Source organism: Chryseobacterium culicis (assembly GCF_900108365.1).
GTDB lineage: Bacteria > Bacteroidota > Bacteroidia > Flavobacteriales > Weeksellaceae > Chryseobacterium > Chryseobacterium culicis.
Window position 1 is genome coordinate 1193496 of the sequence record NZ_FNWQ01000001.1, and the last position, 23292, is coordinate 1216787.

Genomic DNA, 23292 nt, shown 5'->3' on the forward strand with positions numbered 1-23292 from the left:
TGCTATGAAAAAGTACAATCACAAGAAAATACAAATATTTTCATCGCTCGTATTATCTTTCTTTTCAATATTCTCGCTTGCTCAGAACTTCCATGATACTAAAGGAAATATTGAAGTCAACAGAGTTGGGCAGCTTCAGTTTTCTTTGCCCATAGATGTTCCTCCTGGGGTTAAAACAGTATCACCACAGGTAGGTTTGGTGTACAACAGTGAATCCGGCAACGGTATTGCGGGATATGGGTGGAGTATTTCTGGAATTACAGCCATCACCAGAACTGGCAAAACTATTGAAAATACCGGAGAGGTAAAAGGAGTGCAGATGGACTTCTCCGATTACTATAGTTTTAATGGTAAAAGATTGGTGCTAAAGTCAGGAGAATATGGCAAAGACGGTGCAGAATATGTAACCGAGAAATATTCCAATACAAAATTTAAGTCTATAGGAGCCGCCGCCGGATGGTATGGTCCGGAATATTGGGAAGTGACTTTCGAGGATGGTTCCCAGGCATGGTATGGCCGTAATCCAGTTGCCAAAACTTCCACCGACTATTATATAGATGAATGGAAAGATCCGCAGGGCAACTACATTTCTTACAGCTATATCCAGGGAAACGGTGTTGCGATGATAAGCAGCATTAGCTGGGGTGGTAATGAGAATGTGAATACTCCTTACATGAACACCATACAGTTTACATACAATGATAGAGATTTAAAAGAAGAATCTTACATTCAGGGATACAAATTTTACAAAAGTAAAATTCTTTCTGAGGTAAAGGTACTTACTTATAATAATCAGTTTAAGCGATACAGTATAGAGTATACAGGTAATGGAACCAATTACCAGTTTGCAGGGAAAATTACAGAATACAATGCCAATAACGAGGCTGCCAACCCTGTTACCTTTACTTATCCGGCTATGGTCAATTCTTCTTATGCAGAATATACAGCAGAGCCGGAGCCCTTTAATGATGTGAAATTGGTCGGAGATTTTAACGGAGACTCTTATCTGGACTTCCTGATGAATAACGGTACTGTAAAGCTTGGTGCTTTTAATGAAACTTTTTCTACCGTTTCTACGGGTAAAACATTTGCAGGTAACGCTAAAGTAGTCAGCACATTATTGGACGAAACCGGACAGGTTTACAATGGGAATGGAATTGTAGAATATAAAGATAGCAGAATTTATGGGTATATCTTCAGAAACAATGATTTTGTAAAAGTATTCGATAAAAGTTTGGGTAACACTTTTTTTAACGGATTAGGTGATAATTTAATCCTTGAAGTAGGTGATTATAATGGAGACGGAATACCTGATGCCTTTCTTGATGATGGAGGTCTGCCAGGATTCAATTCAAAAGCTATTGTAGACCTTAAAAGTTCAGCTACACCTTTAATAGGACTGCTGCTTGATTATGGAATCAATGAAAGTGGCTATAAGGATCGCAAATATACAGATATAGACGGAGACGGAAAAGTAGAAGTTATCAGTGTTGCTGATTCACAGTATACTGTTTTTGAATTTGTAAAATACAATGCCGATTCATACCTGCAGAAAATAAGGTTTTCGGGAAGCCTGCTGGAATCTAAGGATGCTGAATTTCCTGTACTATACGGGGATTATAATGGTGACGGAAAACTAGATTTTGCAATTCCTATTACTGATAATGCTATAGGAAAACCTGATGACTGGAGATTTTACATGGGAACCGATAAAGGTTTTGTTCCTTTTCTAAAAAAGGAATTTTTTACCTATAGGAAGTTCCAGAAAGAAATGACTGCTAATTACGCCAAATTTGCCAAACAATATTTCTTTTCGGTTACGGATATGAACAAAGATGGGAAATCTGATATTGTTCAGGTATTCTCCTATAACCAGATCAATATGTTCAATGCAGGTGGCTCAAGAGATTTCGGTTATGTTGTAAGTGCTAAGATGGCTAATGGATCAGATGTTATTGGAACACCGAACTTTACTCCCAACTGGTTATTTCAAAGCCCGACTTACAGCACGCAGGATCTGTATGACCTTACTCTCTTTACTCCGATTACCAATTCTATAAAATCAGGAAATAATTATTACAATGTCTTTTTATACTGGAAACAGTTCCTGAAAAAAATAAAAGGTCCTACTCCTGTTTCTGAATTGGCAAGAATGGCTTCCATTACGCAGGGAGGTGTTACAACTTCTGTAAAGTACATAGAGTTAGTTCCTAGCAATGCCGCTATTCCTGATTTCTATAAGAAGGAAAAGAATGAAATTTATCCTTACTATGCCATGACAAGGGTGGATCAGGCTTACGCTGTATCTCAGCTTATGGAAGAAGGCAAAAAGCAGGATTTCCGCTATAGAGGGCTTGTAGGAAATTTGAAGGGTAAAAATTTATTAGGGTTTCATCAGATCGCCCGTTCATCATGGTACGCCGATGGTTTTGAAAATACCAAGATATGGTCAGGTTCACAAATAGATCCCGCTTTGGATGGAGCACCTGTAAAAGAATGGAGTATCAGAACCAATAATGAAAATACTATTTTCCCGGCAGATATCTCAGAGAACAATAGCCAGCTTCTGAGTTTTGAATCTGTGGATTATAAAGCAGATAAGCTTTTGAATGGTCAGGTAATTACCTCCATTCCTGCAGGGAGTCAGTCCAAAATTGTTACCGCTATTGTTCCTAAGTTTACCAAAACAAAAGATTTTTTAACCGGAACATTTATTCAGAAGGTAACGAGCTACGGAAACTATTATCTGCCTTCTAAAATAGAAATTAATACCAATTACGGTTATGGTGTATCTACCACTGAGTTCGACTACACTCATAATATTGCAGGAACAGGAACGAATTATTATGTTGGAAGACCGACAAGCAAGGTAGAAAAAATAGAAGCTTACGGTGATGTACAGAATACCTTCACCACCTACACCTATGAGAACAATCTTTTAAAAAACACCCAGTTTTTCCCCGGAAATGATGCTACGCAAGCTTTAAATGAAGAATACTCTTATGACGGGTTTGGGAATATCACGGCAAAAAAAACTATTTCGGGCATAGACGGAAATTCAAAAAATCAGAAAGATGAGTATGATCCAACTGGAAGGTTTATCGTTAAAAAAACAGATAATCTTGGACTGGAAACAGGGTTTACTTACAACAATCTGGGACAGATTCTAACTCAAACAGACCCGAATGGTAATATCCTTACTAATATATATGATGTATGGGGTAAACTCCAGAGTTCTGCTTCCAGCTTAACTGGAACTACAACTTATCAGTACGCTAAGGACAGTCAATACAATGAAACTATTACCCGTAATGATCCTGATGGTGATGTTTCAAAAGTTTTTACCAACAAACTGGGAGAGGAATATAAAATATCTTCCAAAGCGTTTGCACAGGGACAATATGTTTCTAAAGATGTCCAGTTTGATGTCCTTGGAAGAAAGGTCAAGGAATCTGAACCTTATTTTGATGGGCAGGGAGCTAGTCAATGGAATATCATTGTTTATGATGATACCGTATTCCCGGCGAAGGTAAAAGCCACAGCATTTACCGGAAAGCAGACAGAAACCATTATATCAGGACTGACCACAACAGTAAAAGAAACCAGCCCGCTGGATTACGGAAGAACAACTTCCCAGACCCTGGATGCTTTAGGAAATGTAGTATCATCTACTGACAAGGGAGGTACCGTACAATTTACTTACAATGCCTCAGGTCAGCAGATACAGGCCAAATATGAAGAGCATATTGTAACCACCAGATATGATGACTGGGGAAATAAAATACGTGTAGACGATCCTTCTACCGGAGTATATGAATATCAGTACCTTGGGTATATGGGAGCTCTGTCAAGAGTAATCAGCCCCAAGGGTGAAAAACGATATGGGTACAATAACCTTGGGCAGCTTATTATTCAGAATGAAAAGTCTACTACCGGAAACGAAACAGATAAGGAAATAAAATACAGCTATAATGATAAGGGTAGACTTATTGAAAGAACAGGAACCTCCAATGGCAAGAAATATACCTATACCATAAACTATGACCCTCAGGGAAGAAACATCTCTTCTTTCCAGGATACTCCTGAAGCCTATTTTTCGCATAAAAATGTAGTTTATGACAGCGAAGGAAGGATCAGCTCTTATGAAAAAGAAATACAGACTTCCGTAGGAACCACTAATGTTTCTGTCGAAAATCTTTACAATCCATGGAATGGAGAACTGTATATGGTTAAGGATAAGAGTTCAGGTAAAGTTTTATGGGAACTGAAAGATACCAATGCAAAGGGGCTATTGCTAAGAGCTCAATTGGGCGCAGCTGTCATCCAAAACGAATATGATAATTACGGATTTTTGACCAATGTTAATCATTCCTCGCCCATAAAACCAGACATCTTTAAGGCCACTTACGAATTTGATGCCATCAAAAACGAGCTTAAAAGCAGAAAATCAGTATTGCCTTTTGAAACAGAATATTTTGATTATGATGAGAACAACCGTCTGATTAACTGGACAGATCCCGTACTGGGAATTAAGCCGGCTACCAACAGAAATATTTATGATGCTAAAGGCAGGATACTGAAAAATGACCAGGTGGGAATCATTAAGTTTGAAAATGCTGACAGAATCTACCAAGCTACTGGAATGACCCTGAATAATGAGGGGATGCAAAATTATGATCAGGATCTGGTACAGACTGTTCTTTATAATGAAAATAATGACCCGGTATACATTGTAGGGGAAAAAGGTTCAGTAGCATTTCAGTACGGATTAACCGGGATGAGACAAAGAGCTACCTACAAAGGCCAGTTTTCTCCCGAAAATGACGGGGAATTCACCAAACTCTACAGTGAAGAAGGAAGCTTTGAAGTAGTAAAGAACAATATTAATGGAAAGGAAAAACATACCATTTATATTGAGGGTACTCCATATGATAGTAATATTGTATTTTTGAAAAACTTTGATGAGAGTAGTGGTTCTTTTAAATTCCTGCACAAAGATTATCTCGGCAGTATTATGGCCATTAGTGATCAAGCGGGAAATATGCTTGAACAAAGGCATTTTGATGCATGGGGTAATTTAACTCATCTTCGCATTGGAAAAAGTAAACTGGCTATTGGCAAAGCCAGTATTGATGTCCTTATAAATTTTTCCGGAGGGTTATTGATAGACAGAGGATATACCGGACAAGAGCACTATTTTGAAGTGGGAATCATCCACATGAACGGAAGGCTTTATGATCCGCTTCTAAGAAGGTTCCTAAATGCAGATGAAAATATCCAGGATCCCTTCAATACTCAATTCTATAACAGATATGGATATGTGGCGAACAATCCACTGTTATATAATGATCCCAATGGAGAGATTGCGTGGATTGCTGTAGCGGCAATAGCAGGAGGAGTCTTTGGCGGTTACTTCACAGGAGTAAAAGCTAATGGCTCATATAACCCTTTCAGCTGGAATTGGGGAGCTACATGGGGGAAAATTGCAATGGGAGCTGCTGTGGGGGCGTTTACCGGAGCAGTGGGCTTTTCCGTTGGAACTGCTGCTCTTAGTGCAGTATCAGTGTATGGAATAACTGGAGGTCTTTTGGGTGGTGCTATTTCTGGAGCTTCAGGAGGAGCAGTTGCGGGTGCTATTAGTGGATTCGCAACCTCAGTAATGTTTGGTGAGGATGTAATAGAAGGAACCCTAATGGGTGGCTTATCTGGTGCAGCTGTTGGAGGTGTTTTAGGAGGTGTATCCGGAACTATAGGCCAGATGATAAAAAATGCACAGGCAGCTAAAATAGGTACTCCACAGGGAACTATTCTTAAAGATGCTCCTATTGCTGAAGGTAGAAGTGCATGGACTTTGAACAATACTCCGAAAACTACAACGGTAGGAGCGACTCACCTTGTACCCAAGACTACAACTTTAATAATTGGAGATGTAGAGAGAGGAGTTGCCGATGAAATTATTGGCTACCAGATCGTAGATGAAGTACCAGTACCAATTTATAAGTCAGAAGTTCCTACCACATACAAAGGAGAATATATGAGATCCAGTTTGAAATTGGGAAGAGATGTACATAAAACTTACAATTTCGGAAAAATTGGAAAGGAATATAGATTACCCAGCGGAAAACGAATTGACTATCTTGATATGGAGAACGGAAAAATTTATGAGCTAAAACCTTTTAATCCTAAAGCGATTGAAGCAGGAAATAAACAATTACAGATGTATTTAGAAGAACTGCAGTCTCCGGCAGCAATCAAAGCAAACCCTAGATTGAAAGATGTGGAATGGAAAAAGATTTTAGAAGTATATTATAAAAAATAATTTATGAATAGTAAAGAATTTAAGAGCATATTTGGCAGTGTTGCTAAAGAGAATGATTTTTTACAAGCCTTTGGTGGTTGGTATAAAGAAAGTCCAGAATGTATTTCAGTACTTGAATTGCAAAAGTCAAATTTTGGAGATTATTATATACTTAATATAAAAATTTTTATTCAAGGTTCTTTTGACAGAATTTATTCTCCTACAAAAGACTTAATAAAAAGTCCAATGGGAGATATAAATGAAAATGAAACTGATAAATATAGAGAAATATTTGACTTTGATAAACCTTTAGATGATTCTTTAAGAATTGAAAAACTAAAAGAATTATTTAAAAACCACATTGTTCCGTTTACCACCCAAACATCTACAAGATTAGGTATTATAGAACTTGAAACAAGTGGTCAAATCTCCATACTTTCCTCAGTAAAAAAAGAGCTGGATAAACTTATGAAGTAATTATTTGTAAGATTTTTAAATTCTAAAAAGAGTTACCCGTGAATTCGGGTGGCTCTTTCTAAAAAATTAATTTATGAGTAGTAAAGAATTTAAGAGCATATTTGGCAATATTGCTAAAGAAAATGAATTTTTACAAGCCTTTGGCAGTTGGTATAAAGAAAGTTCAGAATGTATTGCCATACTTGAATTGCAAAAATCAAAGTATGGGGATTACTATATGCTTAAAATAAAAATTTTCATACAGGGAGCTTTTGATAGATCATATTCTACAACAAAAGAATTGATTAAAAGTCCTATGGGAAGCATTGGAAAGCAAATAATTGATGATGTTTTCTCGTTTGATAAACCCATTCCTGATGAGCTAAGAAAAGAGCGACTGAATGAACTTTTTAGTAATAGTATTATACCATTTGTCAGTAATCTTATGACAAAAGCAAATATTATTGATTTAGAAAGCAAAGGAGAAATTGTGCTTCTTTCCTCTGTAAAAAAGGAACTGGAGAAACTTATGAAATAATTATTCGTAAAGTTCTTATAACACTAAAAAAGAGCCACCCGAGAAATCGGGTGACTTTTTCTAAAATGAAAAATATTTACCTAAAAAAATATATATCTTAATTTTAAAAATACTATGATTAATAAATTACTTTTTATTTTTTTGTTAAGTTCACAAGCTTTATTGAGTCAGGCAATCACATGGTCACCAGATCGAAAGTTGGATTTCAAAGATTTTACTAATAATATGCATGAGGAGGACGACAGTACGGGGGCGGAATCATATATTGAAATAGATTATAAAATTGTTTCTACTTCGATATGGACGGGTAGAATTAAAATAAAAGTATCCGCTACATTTTATCCGGAAAAATCTTGGTTTAATAAAAAATATATAACCGCTAGTTATATCCTCAATCATGAACAAAAACACTTTGACATTGCTTATATATTTGCTAATAGACTTCAAAATATAATAAATACCAAAATTAAATGCACAAATGATTTTAACAATAATTTTCAAAAATTATATGATGAAAATTTTAATGAGTATAGCACTTTTCAAGCTAAGTACGATTCAGATACCGAGCATGGTGCAAATTTGGAGCAACAAAAGGTATATGATACTATGATTGAGGAGATGATAGATGATACATTCAAAACTCATAACATTAATTAAAGAAAGTAAGAAATTAAATATTTAAAACATAACACATGAAAAAACAATTATTAAGTATTTGCATAGTTTTAGGGACTATGACATTTGCACAATCTTCAGACGGACCAAGATTTGGACTTAAAGCAGGAGGGAATCTTTCAAGTTTTACGGGGGGAGATTCCAAATCTAAAATCGGATTTTATGCCGGAGCTTTTGTTAATGTTCCTTTATCTGAGTCATTCAGTATTCAGCCAGAAGTTGTTTATAGCCAGCAGGGGGCAAAAGCAAAAGACGATTATGAGATGGCAACTTACACCATAAAGAATATGCAACAAAACCTGGGGTATATCAACGTTCCTATAATGCTTCAATATAATGCTACCCCTGAATTATATTTTGAAGCGGGACCGGAATTTGGTCTTCTCGTAAGTGCTCAGGCAAAAGGAGATATCAATGGTAGCACTTATAAGGCCAATAATAAAGACAATTTAAAAAACTTTAATTTCGGAGCTGGCATTGGACTAGGATATAAATTCACTCCACACTTAGGAGTGAATGTCCGTTATGTTGCCGGGTTAACTAAGGTTTTAAAAAACGAGTTTGGCGATTCTTCGAAAAATACTAATTTCCAGTTAGGCATAAATTATTATTTTTAAAAGCTGAAAAGTAAGAAATGTAAATTCACTCAGGGTGTATTTACTATAATAAAATCCCTCCTGATTAATCAGGAGGGATTTTAGTGCTTGCAAAACGCTTGTCGGTAGGAGATTTAATTTTTAATCAATTTTTCTTTAAATATTTCTCCGTTTTTTGTTTCTATTTGTATAAAATAATTTCCTTTTACCAAATGCTTTATTTTTATATGTCTATTAAATTCTGAATTTCCATTAAGTACTTGTTTACCAGTGGAGTCAAAAACATTATATTTAAAATTTTCATTTAAATTCCCGATTTTTTATCAGGCGGCAAAAATGCAATTCCTTCCTTTGGTTGGAAACGCATTTTTGCAGTTCAAAGCGGATGCAGCCACATTTCAAAAAACATGTACATAGTTACCCTTTTAATGTTTTTTGAAAAGAGGTTGCGGAATTTATCTTAGTAAAAATTATAAATTTTTAGATAGATTTTTTTCTGATTAATTCTATTACGAACGGAACCATTAAAAAAATGATTTATATTGTATCGGCAAAAAGGGTTTTTGGGTTTAATGATTGATAAAGCCTTTTATTGGGTTAATAGAATAGTTCATTTAAATCTTATTCTTATCCTTATTTCTATCAGTCGAGAAAACAAAAATAAGCTAATAGAAAAAAATATCTAATTATTTTTGAAATGTAGAAAATGTACTGGAATTTTTTTCCGGAAGTTAATAAAAAATACAAATTTGTTATGAAAAGCCTACTATTTATATTACTGGGAACATTTATGATGTTTGCCCAAAACAACAGGTTCATCTATGAAGTTAGATATAAAAAGGATTCAACTTCAAAGAATATTACCAAAGAAAATCACTATTTGGATATCACAAAAGATGATATAGCTTATTATAACAGAATGTATTTTATTAATGATTCATTAGGTCTCCATGGTTTTAAAGATTATAGGTTGACCACGTTTCTCATTAAAAAGAAAGGTAATAATTCATATCAAAGTTATGAGTACATCGGTGATGTAAATTTTTATAAATTAGCAGAAGAACCCAAGCAGCAGTGGATTATTACGGACAGCATCAAAACCTCGAATAACTTTCAGGTTCAAAAAGCCATAACGAAGTTTGGAGGAAGAATCTGGATTGCATGGTTTTCAAAAGATATCCCGATTCCTTATGGCCCTCATAAATTCAATGGTTTACCAGGATTGATTATAGAACTCTACGATGTAAAAAAAGATTATAATTTTAAAGTCATCAAAACCGAAAAAATTCCCCAAGATTACAAGCGTCTTTCATTGGAAAGTTCTATGTCCAGAGCAATTCCTGTTACTCAGAAAGAACTTGATAAATTAAAGTTAGATCTTTACTCGAGTCCATTTAAATACGTTTTGAATGAGAGTTTGACTTTACCTGAAGGAAAAAAGCTTCTGCTTGATGACGGGACAGTTCTTTCTAAAGAAGAACTGAAACCTGCAGAAGTAAAAGAACGAAAAAAGTTGAAAGCTTTTAATAATCCTATAGAATTAGATAAAGCGGTCAGGTATCCTTGATGAAAATATAAATATAAGTGCCTTCCAGGAAATCTGGAAGGCATTTTGTCATATATACGGTTGATATTTAAACATTATTCAGAAAGAAAATTTGTCCTTTTTATTATTTGTAATAGCCACGACTTTATCTGATCAGGAGCAATTTCAGTTTTTCCATCACTAAGTTTTCGTTTAGATAGATGATAACATTTGGAATTACAATCAATCTTTTTTACCTGATTTTTTTTACAATTGAATTAAATCAACTGGTGATTTTGACTTCTTTGAATAGATTACAAATTTATCTTTCATTTTCTAAACGTTTATAATTCTCCTGTGATTTTGTTTTGAAACTTTATGAAATATCCTTTTGATTTTTGTCTGATCAACAGGGCGTTTTTAGTATGCAAAAATATAAATCACATTTCTGCTCAAAAAAATCTTTTTGGGCTTCTAAAAAATTCTTTCCACAAGCTCCAATAATTGTTCAGACACTCCTAAATCCTACAGACAAAAAGATTTCGGAGCCTTCATTCCAATACTTTCATTTCGGTTTTGGCTGAAACGTGATTTATTTCGTCAGAAAGCAATAAAAAACGACAAGTCGGTCAGATAAAAAGCAAAAGTGTTTTTTGATATTTCCAAGAAATTAAAAATCAAAACTTAAAAAACCGACACGTTTCGAAAAAAGAAAGTTAACAACTTAAAATTTTACATTATGAAAAATCCAAAAATTTCAGCAAATGAGTTCTATGAAAATTTTATCGGTACTGAAAACTACTACAAGTACCTCTTGGGCTTACTATTAACTGATGGTGTAAAATCTATCGCTGATGAAGAAAAATGCTATTGGTTCCTTGATGCAATCGCCTCCTATCAGTTTGAAGCAAAATTTAGACTGCAAGAATTTCAGGTCTGGAAAATTGAAAGAGTAATTGATACCAGTTTCAAACTTTCAGCAACTGATGGAAATAATAAGGTCTTAGTTACCCAAGAGATTGAATTTTCAGATTTTTTCTTTAAAGAGTTTACAATTTGGAAAGAAGGTAATGTTCTATTACTCCCAAGTGAACACTAAAGATTATAACACCTCACGATGTATAGGAAATCGTTTTTTAACCTTAGAATAAATCATATGAATAAGAAACAAATAGAAGCTATCAGAGAGAAAAAACTCGAAAATATGAATAAAGCAAAACCATTCCTTAAATATCCTTATAGATAAAAGGAAAGCTTTGTGATTGAAGTAGAATGTACCGAAAAAGAGCATTCTGCTTATTGTGCTAAACTAGGATTTAGTGGAATGTACAGTGATACATCAGGAAAATGATTTTTACTGAATTTTTATCAATACAAATAAATATTATGGGAACCTACTCAATAATTTATCTGAAAAAGCCTGAAATGGCAACGGAAGTAAACAATTTTTTTTAAAGAAAATTTTAATCTTCAATATGAGCGTTATAACGGAGGTGATTACGGTGTTTTCTTCACACAGGAAATTTTTGATGAAGATCTCCGGTTTGTGAATGAAGATGAAGATGGCAAAGCCAATCTTCCACATTTTAAACGTCCTATTTCCAGTGAGTCGTATCACTCTCTTCCTTTTGGACCCGGAATTGTGGGGGATATTGGAGCATGTTATATGAAAATTTCCTACGTTAGAGAGGAAGATATAAAATTATAAAAGCTTTACATGAATTTTCTAAAACTCCATTGTTTAAAAAATACATCGACTAAGAAGAGCAAAAAATCTAAAGAGATTGCTTGCTATCCAATTGTAATATGACATAAAAAGAGCAATCGGAAGTAATTTTCCTCTTGCCTTTTTATATGCATGCAAAATGATCTTGCAGACAAAATAGCGTGGCAAAAATGCAATTCCTTCCTTTGGTCGGAACCGCATTTTTGCCCAAAAAAGGAGCAACAACATTTCTAAAACATTTTCAGCACCTTTTCCTTAGGAGGTTTTTGAAAAGACGTTGCGAAACCGGTTTCATTTGAATTTATTAGATATTTAATAAACGCATTTAATGTTGACAAAAATAAATAGCGGATCAAGCTGCTGCTTTTTCGTAGATGGGAGAGTCAAGCTATACCCTAATGATGTAGGGATGTACAAAGTTAAATTCTCAACAACGTGTGGAAATATATAATTATTAATCTAAACTATTCTTTAGCATAAATATCGCATCCCTAAGTTCTTGAGGATGTCTAATGGTGTACGTATGGGTTAAACTTCCAGTAGATACAATGAGCGTTCCGAAGTCCAAAAACTTTCCTAAAAAACTTTGCTGCAAAGTCATTCCTTCTAGTTTTTGCAATGAGAGGTCGAAAGATGTTTTGCCTAATATTCCTCGAGATAATGTCAAATGGCTATCGGTAATAAAAATTTTGGTATTTCTGTTTCTCAATAAAAGGATTAAACCTCGAATGAAAATATAAATAAGAAAAAGAGAAAAAAGACCAATAAAACCAATCATGTATTTATAACCTACTAATAAAAATGAGATAACCCCTAAAGAACCAATTGTCATAAGGAAGAAAGGAATTACACAGGAGATCCAATGGATTTTTGCTGTATAGTAAATGTGGGAATTGCATGCTTCAGATGTTGCAAGTAGATTCTTCATATATTGTGTTGTTCTAGTAGATCCCGGTGTAATATAGAAAAAAAAGAACAAAAGTCTGAATGACTTTTTGCTGATCAAAGAAGTTTACAGATCAGTGGATAGGTTTTATATCATTCCAATGATCACTATTTTTCTGATTCATCCCTAATTGATCCCGGAGGTTTAATTGTCGGAAGAGTAATCATTTGTGTGCTGTTATTATTTGATTGCAATTCATTCTGCAGAAAAGGCATTATATTTCTTAAAGAAGATTTCCAGTTTGTTATGGGTTTTCCATATCCGTTTTTCCAATGATTTCCTAGCCAGCTGGAATACTTTTCCTTAAGTAGGATATCTAGTTCGGCAATGTAGTTATGCAGTGTTTTTGCATATTGCATAAATTCTTCCAGGGATGGATTATTATCATTCACCGGAATAGTTATTGCAGCCGGACTAATATTAGATTGATGTGAATGCAAATTTTCACTCTGGGAAATTATTACTTCTGGTGGCACTTTTCTACTGGCTTTCTGCTTTTTTTTTGGAGTAATAGTAAGATTTTCATTAGAAGGTGTTGAAAGTGTGTGCTCTAAACAAATATTGTAATGACCAGGAAGACCATTTTTAGACTGAAATTGAATCATTCCGGCAGAGATAAGTTTTTGGCGAATAGCAATTATGGTTGGCCTGGAGATTTTTAAATATTTACAAATTTCAGTATCCGATAGATTAAAATCATTTTCTTCATTTTCCTTCCATCTTTCGAGCAGTAGCAGATAGATGGAAGCTGTAACAGCTCCCATCGGTTCTTTTTTGTTGTTTTGCCAAAACTTTGTAATTAATACAGAGTAATTCATTTCTTATTCTGGGTAAGTAGCTGCATTGCTTTATCTTTATCAATGATGATAAGATTTCCGTTTTGAACGATTGCATCATCCAATATGCCTGAGGACTTTATTACTGATGCCTTAGAACGGGAGCAACCCAGCATTTTTGCTAAGCCTTTAAGCCCATATTCATATTTTTTTTCTGTAGCAGAAGCTTTTTGCAAATCCAAAAACTCTCCAACAGTCAGTTGAAGCAATGGTTTTTTTTTGTCAATATTCATAGCCAGGGTTTTATGCATTCTGTTTTTTTTCGTTTTATTTTTTTTAATTCATAAATCTTTTCGAAATCTGATTTTGTTCAATTTTAAAACAAAGTCAAATCCTAAGTATAATTCTTTAAATTTTCACCAAGGTTACCATATTTCCAATATGCTATTTTAAAAATGTTCTAATCATAAAGGGCGTATTTCGATACCATTGTCTTGTACAATATTTTTTTTATTTTGTATGAGATCTTGTAAATGATCCTCGCTTCGGCGAATAAGGTTTTCATCCAACATTCTTTTAATTTCGCTTATTTTGTAATAATTTTTCCCTCGTATGCGGGAGTAGGTGATTTTGCGTTGGCTGCGTAGCCTTTGCAGCGTGCGGTCACTAATCTTCAAAAAGGTACAAACCTCATAGCTGTCTACCCAAGAATCTTCTTTATTCTGTAAATTTTGCTGGGTAATGACATAATCGAAAATTGTGTCTACTTTTGACATCAAGCTTTTAAAGGCTTTAGATTCAATTGTGATAACGTCCATCTGTGTGTTTTTTTTCACCTTCAAAATTAATAGTAGATTGGTTTAAATACTAATTGAAAAATGGTCAATAACAGACAGGAAAAAGTCAATAACAGACATTAAATTTGTCCTTTAAATTAGTATAAAAGGTTGTATATCCTTGTGTTTGCTGTACTGTTAGTTTGTAAGCAAAGGTGCACAGTTATAAACCAAGGCATAAACATTAGAAAGAATACTGTATTTGTTTGCTAGGAATTAAGACCAGAAATATTGTATTGATGTTTTATTAAATTATTCTGGCTCACTTACTAATTAGAAAGTCATTTATATCCTTAAATTCGCCATACAGGTATCTTTTATCTTCTGCATTTGGAAATATATGCCGAAGTTCATTTGTACCTTTATCTCCTGCATGATCATTGTCTAAGTACAATTCAATTTTTTCATAATTTTCTTCTAATTTACGAAGTAAATAAATTTGACTGATGGAATTTAGTATAATATAATCTGCTGCCTCATTTCCGCCGGAATTGGATAAAATTTTAAAGGAAATGAAATCTAAAAATCCTTCAAAAATCAAGAGCCTTTTTGCGTTGCTTTTAAGAAATGTAATATCTTTTTTACCAAGACAAAGTTTTGCATATTTATTTCTGATTTCAAAGCCACCGGAATTGTTTTCAAATGCGATCGCAAAGTATTTTTTACCTGAAATTTCATAATGAATTTCCCTTAAGTAATGAGTTTCTAAAGTAATTTTTCTGGTACGTAAATATTGAATTAATGCTGGGTGTTGAAGATCTTTAATGGTTACAATTTTAAAGTTGGTTCCACTTTCTGCAATAACTTTTTTCTCTGTATAGGAATAATCTATACCTGACAGATATTGTAACGCATCTGTGACGGAACATTTTTTAATTGTTTGAATGATAGAAATATTGTCATATTTCTTTCCTGTACCATAATCAAAAGCAGTATTTTCTATAAAATTTATTGAAAGACTTGGTGTGTTCTCTTCGCGATCCAGCGCAAAATAGAAAGCAACTCTATCATTCTCTTTTTTAGGGAAAAGAGAAAAACTCTCCATGACCTCTCTGATAGGTATATTCTTAGCCTGTTTTATGTTCATTTTTTTTCGGGGGGAATTTTTCTTTTTTTTAAAGCAGAAATTGTTTTTGGAGATAAAATCCACTTTATTTTTAAATTGAAATATTTTTTAATGTTCTGATTTATAGTTTTTTGTAATTTTTGTTTTTATCCACATTTAGTATTTTAATTAGAAAGATTAGAAAGAATAGTTACAATTAATATAATTAGATAGCATTATATTGATCTCATTAGATACGATCAATAGAGAGTTTGCCAAATATTACTATAAAAAAACGGAGATAGAATCACTTTTTGCGGAGATAATATCCACTTCTTTGGAGATAAAACCTACTCTCATGGAGATAAAGTCTGCTTTTCTGTAGATAAAATCCTGGATTGTGGAGATAAAGGCTCAACTTATTTTTCAAGTAAAATGAGAACAGCTTTTATATACTCCTGTCCTTTGTGAGAATAGCTTATTTTACTTTTTATCCTCTTTGACAGTTCATCGTAACCTCTCAATAAATATATTTTTTTTAGAACTCTTGCCTGCGCTTCATCCAATTCACGTCTTCTTTTTATGTATTTCAAAGCTCTGTCAATCTGAAGTTCATTTAAGGTCTTAAACTTTTCGTGAGTTCCAATTGCTTTAACAGTATCATAGATTACGAAAGAATATTTGCCTTCTCTGTAGGAATAATTGAAACTTAAATTATTAAAACAGTCTAGATCTGCCTTGATATTCATTAAAAAATCTCTTTCGAAGCGAGAACGACCATCGTACTTATCACTAGGGATATGAAGTTCTTTTAATATTTGTGAATAAGCCATCGTCAAACCTCCGTATTTTTTAAACTTAAGAATCCACATAAGAAACTTTATAGTATTGGCTGATGAGGCTTCATAAGGTAGGTCCTTTTTTAATGGATAATACTGACTCATATTTACCAGATGTTTCATTACAGCTTTGTCCATTTTGAAGAAAATATTACGATGATTCCAGCCTGGTTCCAAAATGAACGGAACTGCTCTGAACCCATTGATTGAATCATCTTTTAATTGCAGCCAATTAATGTTTGTCATATTGATCAATGCTGTTTTGATGGATTTATTTTTCATCTTCCGTTTAGGATTTAAATCCTTTAGTGGAATAATAAAATCTACAGTTCCTTGATTCGCCCAACCATCAAAGCACTCATCAAACGAAAGCTGTTTTTGAAAGATATGATCAATTGGACTTTTTACGGTAATAAACATGGCCTGTTCATCCTTTATACAAGAAAGTATCATAACAATAAGGCGTTGCTCAATAATTGTTGTATCCTGTCTAATTAGGATTTCTCTGAAATCATTGGAAATAAGAACTTTTTTCCTTTCCGTTGGTTTAAAAGATTTCGTGTTATCCATAGTAAAATTATTTTTTCTTTAAAGCAAATTCAATTGACTCGCGATTGATTTCTTCTTTAGATTTACTTGCATTTTGAAGTAAGAATTCATCAACTTTTTTACGATCAAAAAAAAGTACTTTTCCGTTAGGTTTTGAAAAGGGTATAAGATTTTCATGCACGAGTTTATAGATATAGGATTTTTTAAAACCTGTATAATCGGCAAGCTCTTCAACATTAAGAATGGGTTTCATAGCAAAAATGTGTTTTTCGATTCGGTTAAGTTTTTGTAGAATAAGTTCGTTTTCCATTATTTTCTTTTGTTAAAAATTCTGGTACAAAGGAAGATAGAGGAAATGTAAAAAGAAAAGCTATGTCAGTTGTGACATAGCTTCCCATAGCTGATTTACAAAAGATTTATTTGAAGAACTCAGAATATTTATCAAATTCTTTTTGCTGGTATTCTAATAAATTATCAAAGTTTATCCGATCAAAAGCATTATCAAAAGACCCATAATCAAGTTCTCCAATAATTGTTTCTCCCGTATTCGGATCTCTTTTTTCAAAGAGAAATTTGTTTTCCATTTCATTTCTAATATTTTCTTTAGTGAAATGTTCTCTTTTTAAGATTACTTTGTAAAATAAGATTAAAGTTGTATATGTTAATCTACCATTGTATTTCCCTGTCCAAATAACTTTCGTTTTGGTATTTTGGTAAGAAAATATTAAATGAAAATCATCTTTGTTCGTTTCAGCGCTGATTTTTTTTGTTTCGATGAAATACTCAAAGATATTTGGATTTGTTCCCATGTCAGTATGCTGCCATATTTTAGCATCATTATCCTTTTTAATTAATGAAAATTTTTTATCTTTTTGGATAAATGTTAAATAAAAGATTGAGAAGAATGAAAATAAAGCGATCATCAATATATATAGGGCTGTCAAAAACCAAGAATTATCTGTTTCTCCACTCCAAATTAATCTGGTTAAGTATATTGAAAACAGACCAAAACATACACTAAATGCCAATGCACTTCTGTCATAGTTTGGATTCCAACTGCTTGGTGAATTGGATAGATACTCAACTGCAAACCTTTTAAAATAATTAAGTGAGATGAAAATCTGTAGTAATGATAAGCACAATGATAAAACCAAGATAAAGTAAATTAGAATTGTTTCCATTGTGTTATCTTAAAGGTTAATTTGTAATGTTGGTATCATTTCAGCTGCTTCTTTCATCTTCTTATCTACAATTTTAGCATAAATAGCTGTAGTTCTGATTTCACGATGGCCAAGTCTTTTAGATACGGTATATATATCTGCTCCATTTTCAAGTAATAATACAGCATTTGTATGTCTGGCACTGTGAAATGTAATGTGTTTAGGAACCCCGGCACGGTTACACCATCTAATAATTTCAGTATTATAAGTCATTCCGTATTTCAGCCCTCTGAAAACTCGATCCGTTTGATCTTGTCTCTCACCAAGTAATTCCCTCGCTTGAGCAGAAATATAGAGATATTCTACACCTTCAGTTTTTTCTTGACGATAGTTTATTTTCGAAATCTCGCCTTCATCCCTTACTTCATTCCAAACTAATGTATTAATATCTGACCATCGAAGACCAGATAAGCAAGAAAATAGAAATGCCCTTTTGAGAACGTCATATTTACACTCTGCTTTCGCTAAAGATTGTAACTCATCAAAAGTTAAATATTCTCTCTGACTTTCGGCTTGTTCGAAAGATTTTATTTTCGAAGAATAATTTATTGAGAGATATCCCTCATCAAATGCACTTCTTAAAGCTGCTTTAAATTTGTTGAAATAGGAATATTTAGAGTTTTGGGAAAGAGGCAGGTCACTTTTTGTTCTGGCCACATTATCGAAATAGTGACGAACTTTTTTTATGAAATCCTCATCCACTTCATCAAAAATGGTATTTTTAGGAATGATTTTTTTCAGATGTTGAAGTGTTGAAAACCAATTGCCATAATTATTCGAACTATCTTGTTCCTGTTTTTCCTTTGTCTTTTCAGCAAAATAATTCAGGAAAGTGCTTTTGGCTTTTGTTGTATTTTTTAAATCAAACTTTCCCTGAACATATTCTGCTTTTCTAATAGATAGTATATTTTCAGCAAACTCAAGACCTTCCTTGTTCTGCTTTTTCTCAGCGGGAGTTTTAGGATTACTAAATAAGTAGGTTTCTAGATTTTCGAAACTTTTGAGATGTCGTCGTTTACCTTCCTTGTTAATTTCTGAACCACGATAATATTCAATTGATAAACTAATTCGTCCATCTTTTAAAGTTCTTTTGCTAAGTGATATTTTCATAAAATGTGTTTTTTGTACTTCTTTGTACTACTTTGAATATTTAGCATAGAAAAGTAGTACAGAATTGGTAACAAAAGTACAAACAAACTCTTACATAAGAAAATAAAAATTACTTAAATTGTTGAAAACCAAATAAGAGAAAAAATAAGAAACCAAAAGAAAGCCTTTTTATTTCCCGATACAGAACTTAGAAAAAATATTCCCCAATACTTCATCATTGGTAACTTCACCGGAAATTTCTCCAAGGTGTTCAAGGGCATTTCTAAGCTCATAAGCCAATAGTTCTGTAGAAATCTGGAAAGAAATGGCTTCTTTTACTTTGTGAACGGCATCCAGGGATTTTCTTAACGCTTCAAAGTGACGCTGATTGGTGATTACAACGTTGTTTTCTTCAGATTTTAAATGTTCCACATAAGAGGAAAGCTCATTTTTCAGATCCTGAATGTTTTGATTTTCGAGTGCTGAGATCTTGATGAAGTCAAACTCATGAGAAATGGCGTTTCTGAATATGTTTTCTACATTCTCATATTGTGTTGGTATAACCTCATCTATTTTTGTAGCACAGATAATCAGTTTCAGATCTTCTCTCAAAAGTGACTGAATCATTTCTATATCCTCAGAAAAATCCTCAGTGGCAGCATCAGCCAGATAAACAAGAATATTGGCATTTTCTACCTTTTCTTTGGCTTTTTTTACTCCGATTGCTTCAATTTCATCCACCGTCTCACGAAGTCCGGCAGTATCAATCAGTCGGAAAGCATGACCTTTGATGTGAAGAACTTCCTCTATCGTATCTCTGGTTGTTCCTGCAATATTACTTACAATCGCTCTTTCTTCCTTCAGAAGGGAATTCAGAAGAGTAGATTTCCCTGCATTCGGTTTTCCGATAATGGCAACGGCGGTTCCGTTTTTAATGGCATTTCCGTACTGGAAACTTTCAATCAGTGAATTTAATTTTAACTCAATCTTATCTAGTAATCCGCTCAGTGCAGTTCGGTCTGCAAATTCTACATCTTCTTCAGCAAAATCCAGTTCCAGTTCAATCAAAGAAACGAAATTCAAAAGATCAGTTCTCAGTAGAGAAATTTCATTGGTAATTCCCCCTTTTAATTGGTTAATGGCTACCTTTCTTGAAGCTTCATTATCAGAAGCAATTACATCAGCAATCGCTTCCGCCTGAGAAAGATCAATTCTTCCATTGATAAAAGCACGAAGGGTAAATTCTCCCGCTTTAGCCATTCTTGCTCCATTTTTGATCAGGGTTTCAAGAATACGTTTTCCGATATGAGGAGAGCCGTGAAAAGCAATCTCCACAGAATTTTCAGTGGTGAAACTTTTCGGTGCAAGGAAAATTGAAAGCATTACTTCATCAATCGCTTCCTCATCATCCATAAAATAACCATAATGAATGGTGTGGGACTTCTGTTTTTCCAGGTTTTTTGCCGGGAAACTTTTCTGAACCACAGATAAAGCCTCATTTCCTGAAACCCGGATGATGCCTAAAGCACCTATTCCATTGGCAGTAGCCAACGCACAGATCGTATCGTTATTCATGCTGCAAATTTACGGTTTTTCATGCGAATTTTCTATGACGTCTGCTATTCAGATTATCTATTGTTTTATTCAGCAGAAAATAAAGAAAGGTTATTCAGATTATTCTGTACGGGAAATAGGCATGATCTGTAAATAAGGTAGTGTTTTTACTGTTAAACTATAACGTGAATTCACTCAAAAAAAGAATATTTATAAAAAAATATCTTTCCGGATCAGGACGGTTCTGAGTAAATCTAATGTTCTCTAATGTAATCTTTTATAGGGTTTAGTCATCGTTTTTCGAAATAGGTGTTCTTATGGTTGCTGATCTGGTGATGAAAAAATTAAACACGTGTTTGGTATGTTAATTGTTGAATAGTCGGTCGATGATGTTGAAAATTTAAAAAATTTTCATTTAACCGATGATAATTTATTAAAGTATTATAAATGCGTATGAATAAATTAATTTTTTTAAACATTAATGAAAAAATGATTTTCCTGTTGATGTTTCTTTTGGGTACTGTAGTTTATGCTCAGTGCATTCCTTATACCGGCCAGACGATGATGAGCGGAAATACCTATTGCCTTAACGGAAACCTTAGTGTAGGAACCAATATCAGCATTCCGAACGGTGCAGCACTTATTATTAAGTCCGGGCAGCTGCAGTCTAACAGTATTCAGGTGGATGGGATTTTGGAAATTGGTGACGGTGCCAGTGTGAAAGCGACAGGAACCGTTAAAGTAGGAACTTTCGGATCTCAGAAGAATTCAAAAATTACATTAGGAACCCAATCATTTTTGTCTCTTGTAGGATCTGTTATTCAGGAAGACCCCACTTTCGGTGGCTTTTATCCCGGAACAACATCTGTTATTGAATTGGGAACCAACAGTGTTGTAGAAATATGCGGAACCTTTACGCAGCAGTCTACCACTTATCCTTCAGTTGAATATGTAGGAATTCCTGCCGGAAAAGCATACTGTATTGCAAAAGCAGACGTAAGTGGAGGTGGGGGTGCTTCTATCATCAGTGATGACAGCCAGGTGATTGCTATTGCCATGGGATCTGTTACCGGTTTAGGAATTGGAAATTCAAGTTTCTGCGGGCCCAATGCAACCAAAGCGATGTGTCCAACCTTATGGCCTGACGGATTATCTGAAGATAAAACAAGCTGTGGAAACGCTCCCGTAATCATAGATGATATAGACGGAGTCTGTACAAAACCAGGACTTTCCGGAACACCAGCTGGGTTTACCCGATTTGGAATTACCGTTCAGCAGAAAAATGATTCCTGGCCGGGAAATATACCTAACGGATTCTTAGCTATGGAATCAAAAAGCAAAGGTTTTGTTATTACCAGAGTTCAGCATGTAAGCCAGACACCACAGTCCGGAGACGCTATCGCAGAGCCGAAAGAAGGAATGCTTCTCTACGATATCCAGGATAAGTGTGTAAAGCTTTATAACGGAACAGAATGGAAATGTATACAAAGAAGCTGTAATGATTGATTAACCCAAAAGTTGAATAGTATGAAAAATATAAGAAATATAAGTATAACAGTGGCTTTGGTTGTTTTTAACTCATCTTTTGCTCAGATAGCCATTGGCAAACAGGTTATAGAGGGCAGAAGTACAGTATTGGATTTTGATAATGGATCAGGAAACACTAATGGCTTGATTCTACCTGCCATATCCGGATTTCCCACTGGTTCTTTGGTCAATGGAACATTCATCTTTGATGTTACGGATAATAAAGTAAAAGTCTACGAAAATGATCGCTGGAAGTCTTTATCCGATGCCGGAAACTCAAGTGCTGTTATTGCCAATAATTCTCCGGAAACAGGTAAAGGTGTCATTATGGGAGAATCAGCAAGTAATGCCGAGGGTGTACTGGTTCTGGAATCTCAAAATAAATCCATGATTCTTCCCAAAATAGCAACCCCGCATCTCAGTGTAAAAAATCCTTATCCGGGAATGATCTGTTACGATACAACCAGCAAAACACTGGCAGTATTTGACGGCTCAGTCTGGAATTACTGGAAATAAATAGATAGAATAAGTCAGAAAAACCTGGTTTACACCAAAAAAGCAGCAATACTTTATATAGCTGCTTTTTAATTTTAAACAATCTGGGCACTTTCCTTAATGCTGTTCATTACAAAAATACTTTTGGTCTGTCCGATGCCCTGGATTTCTGATAATTTATTCACAAAAAACTCATGAAACTCATCCATATTGGGAGCGAGGATCTTCAGCATAAAATCAAAATCTCCGCTGATGTTGTAAAATTCTACAACCTCCTTCAGTTTCCCGACTTCCTCAATGAATGTTCCTGCAGTTTTTTTATTGTGAACATTCAAAGCGATCATGCAGATGACCATCATTCCTTTATTAACCTTTTTTCGGTCTACGATAGCAGTATATTCTTTAATAATTCCCTGCTTCTCCATCCGTTTGATACGTTCGTGAGTGGGAGTGGGGCTCAGGTTGATTCTTGCCGAAATATCTCGGACACTCATTTTTGCATCTTTCTGCAGAAGGCGGAGAATAGATAAGTCCTTATCATCAGGGATGTAGTTTTCAGCTGCCATTTTGTTCTGTTTTTATAGAGTGTTGTTATATGGATC

21 protein-coding genes are annotated in these 23292 nt (G+C 34.1%); 9 read left to right on the top strand and 12 right to left on the bottom strand.

The annotated features are described in order from the left end of the window. The first annotated feature begins 4 nt into the window (after window positions 1–4). The 5 genes from BLW74_RS22625 to BLW74_RS05280 all read left to right on the top strand — a co-directional run bounded on the left by BLW74_RS22625 (window position 5) and on the right by BLW74_RS05280 (window position 8584). Entirely contained in the window at window positions 5–6319 is a 6315-nt protein-coding gene (locus BLW74_RS22625; protein WP_228424779.1) for an RHS repeat-associated core domain-containing protein, read from the top strand. 3 nt (window positions 6320–6322) lie between these two features. Beyond that, window positions 6323–6775 carry a DUF4304 domain-containing protein gene (locus tag BLW74_RS05265; protein WP_089690374.1) on the top strand — a complete coding sequence of 151 codons (453 nt, stop codon included), beginning with the start codon at window positions 6323–6325 and terminating at the stop codon, window positions 6773–6775. Window positions 6776–6848: 73 nt separating this feature from the next. Continuing rightward, window positions 6849–7292 (top strand): DUF4304 domain-containing protein, encoded by a 444-nt coding sequence (locus tag BLW74_RS05270; RefSeq protein ID WP_089690375.1) that lies wholly within the window; start codon window positions 6849–6851, stop codon window positions 7290–7292. 114 nt (window positions 7293–7406) lie between these two features. After that, a complete protein-coding gene (locus BLW74_RS05275; protein ID WP_089690376.1) occupies window positions 7407–7949 on the top strand; it encodes a DUF922 domain-containing protein in 543 nt (180 codons plus the stop codon). A 35-nt stretch (window positions 7950–7984) separates the two neighbouring features. Next, window positions 7985–8584 carry a porin family protein gene (locus BLW74_RS05280; protein WP_089690377.1) on the top strand — a complete coding sequence of 200 codons (600 nt, stop codon included), beginning with the start codon at window positions 7985–7987 and terminating at the stop codon, window positions 8582–8584. A 113-nt stretch (window positions 8585–8697) separates the two neighbouring features. Here the strand turns inward: BLW74_RS05280 and BLW74_RS22850 are convergent, their stop codons facing one another. Then, window positions 8698–8880, bottom strand: coding sequence for a T9SS type A sorting domain-containing protein (locus BLW74_RS22850; protein WP_089690698.1), 183 nt, complete (start codon window positions 8878–8880; stop codon window positions 8698–8700). Window positions 8881–9317: 437 nt separating this feature from the next. Here BLW74_RS22850 and BLW74_RS05290 point away from each other — a divergent pair, with 437 nt between their 5' ends. Both BLW74_RS05290 and BLW74_RS05295 read left to right on the top strand, forming a co-directional pair. After that, window positions 9318–10130: a GLPGLI family protein gene (locus tag BLW74_RS05290; protein ID WP_167358374.1), complete on the top strand. Its 813-nt coding sequence runs from the start codon at window positions 9318–9320 to the stop codon at window positions 10128–10130. A gap of 697 nt (window positions 10131–10827) precedes the next feature. Beyond that, entirely contained in the window at window positions 10828–11187 is a 360-nt protein-coding gene (locus tag BLW74_RS05295) for a DUF6876 family protein (protein ID WP_089690379.1), read from the top strand. Window positions 11188–12268: 1081 nt separating this feature from the next. Here BLW74_RS05295 and BLW74_RS05305 read toward each other — a convergent pair. From BLW74_RS05305 to mnmE, 10 genes are all read right to left on the bottom strand, one after another. Continuing rightward, window positions 12269–12742 carry a PH domain-containing protein gene (locus BLW74_RS05305; protein ID WP_089690380.1) on the bottom strand — a complete coding sequence of 158 codons (474 nt, stop codon included), beginning with the start codon at window positions 12740–12742 and terminating at the stop codon, window positions 12269–12271. Between the two features lie 125 nt (window positions 12743–12867). After that, window positions 12868–13578: a helix-turn-helix domain-containing protein gene (locus tag BLW74_RS05310; RefSeq protein WP_089690381.1), complete on the bottom strand. Its 711-nt coding sequence runs from the start codon at window positions 13576–13578 to the stop codon at window positions 12868–12870. After that, complete coding sequence (locus BLW74_RS05315) at window positions 13575–13829, bottom strand: DUF3853 family protein (protein ID WP_089690700.1); 255 nt, start codon at window positions 13827–13829, stop codon at window positions 13575–13577. Before BLW74_RS05315 ends, BLW74_RS05310 begins: the two co-directional genes overlap by 4 nt. A 171-nt stretch (window positions 13830–14000) precedes the next feature. Continuing rightward, a complete protein-coding gene (locus BLW74_RS05320; protein ID WP_089690382.1) occupies window positions 14001–14354 on the bottom strand; it encodes a helix-turn-helix domain-containing protein in 354 nt (117 codons plus the stop codon). 280 nt (window positions 14355–14634) lie between these two features. Then, a complete protein-coding gene (locus BLW74_RS05325) occupies window positions 14635–15459 on the bottom strand; it encodes a toprim domain-containing protein (RefSeq protein WP_089690702.1) in 825 nt (274 codons plus the stop codon). A 377-nt stretch (window positions 15460–15836) separates the two neighbouring features. Then, the gene (locus BLW74_RS05330) at window positions 15837–16826 is read right to left on the bottom strand and encodes a replication initiation protein (protein ID WP_089690383.1); all 990 of its coding nucleotides are present in this window, start codon (window positions 16824–16826) and stop codon (window positions 15837–15839) included. Between the two features lie 7 nt (window positions 16827–16833). Continuing rightward, window positions 16834–17115 carry a helix-turn-helix transcriptional regulator gene (locus BLW74_RS05335; protein ID WP_089690384.1) on the bottom strand — a complete coding sequence of 94 codons (282 nt, stop codon included), beginning with the start codon at window positions 17113–17115 and terminating at the stop codon, window positions 16834–16836. A 106-nt stretch (window positions 17116–17221) separates the two neighbouring features. Then, a complete protein-coding gene (locus tag BLW74_RS05340) occupies window positions 17222–17986 on the bottom strand; it encodes a hypothetical protein (RefSeq protein ID WP_139265702.1) in 765 nt (254 codons plus the stop codon). Window positions 17987–17995: 9 nt separating this feature from the next. Continuing rightward, a complete protein-coding gene (locus tag BLW74_RS05345) occupies window positions 17996–19135 on the bottom strand; it encodes a site-specific integrase (RefSeq protein ID WP_089690386.1) in 1140 nt (379 codons plus the stop codon). A 168-nt stretch (window positions 19136–19303) separates the two neighbouring features. Further along, the gene (gene mnmE / locus BLW74_RS05350; protein WP_089690387.1) at window positions 19304–20689 is read right to left on the bottom strand and encodes a tRNA uridine-5-carboxymethylaminomethyl(34) synthesis GTPase MnmE; all 1386 of its coding nucleotides are present in this window, start codon (window positions 20687–20689) and stop codon (window positions 19304–19306) included. A 432-nt stretch (window positions 20690–21121) separates the two neighbouring features. On the opposite strand from mnmE, the gene BLW74_RS05355 reads away from it, so the two are divergent. Both BLW74_RS05355 and BLW74_RS05360 read left to right on the top strand, forming a co-directional pair. Next, window positions 21122–22174, top strand: coding sequence for a hypothetical protein (locus tag BLW74_RS05355; RefSeq protein WP_139265703.1), 1053 nt, complete (start codon window positions 21122–21124; stop codon window positions 22172–22174). Window positions 22175–22195: 21 nt separating this feature from the next. Beyond that, on the top strand, window positions 22196–22711 hold the full coding sequence (locus BLW74_RS05360; RefSeq protein ID WP_089690389.1) for a hypothetical protein: 516 nt from the start codon (window positions 22196–22198) through the stop codon (window positions 22709–22711). Between the two features lie 74 nt (window positions 22712–22785). Here BLW74_RS05360 and BLW74_RS05365 read toward each other — a convergent pair whose 3' ends face one another. After that, on the bottom strand, window positions 22786–23256 hold the full coding sequence (locus BLW74_RS05365) for an Lrp/AsnC family transcriptional regulator (protein ID WP_089690390.1): 471 nt from the start codon (window positions 23254–23256) through the stop codon (window positions 22786–22788). Window positions 23257–23292 lie beyond the last annotated feature (36 nt).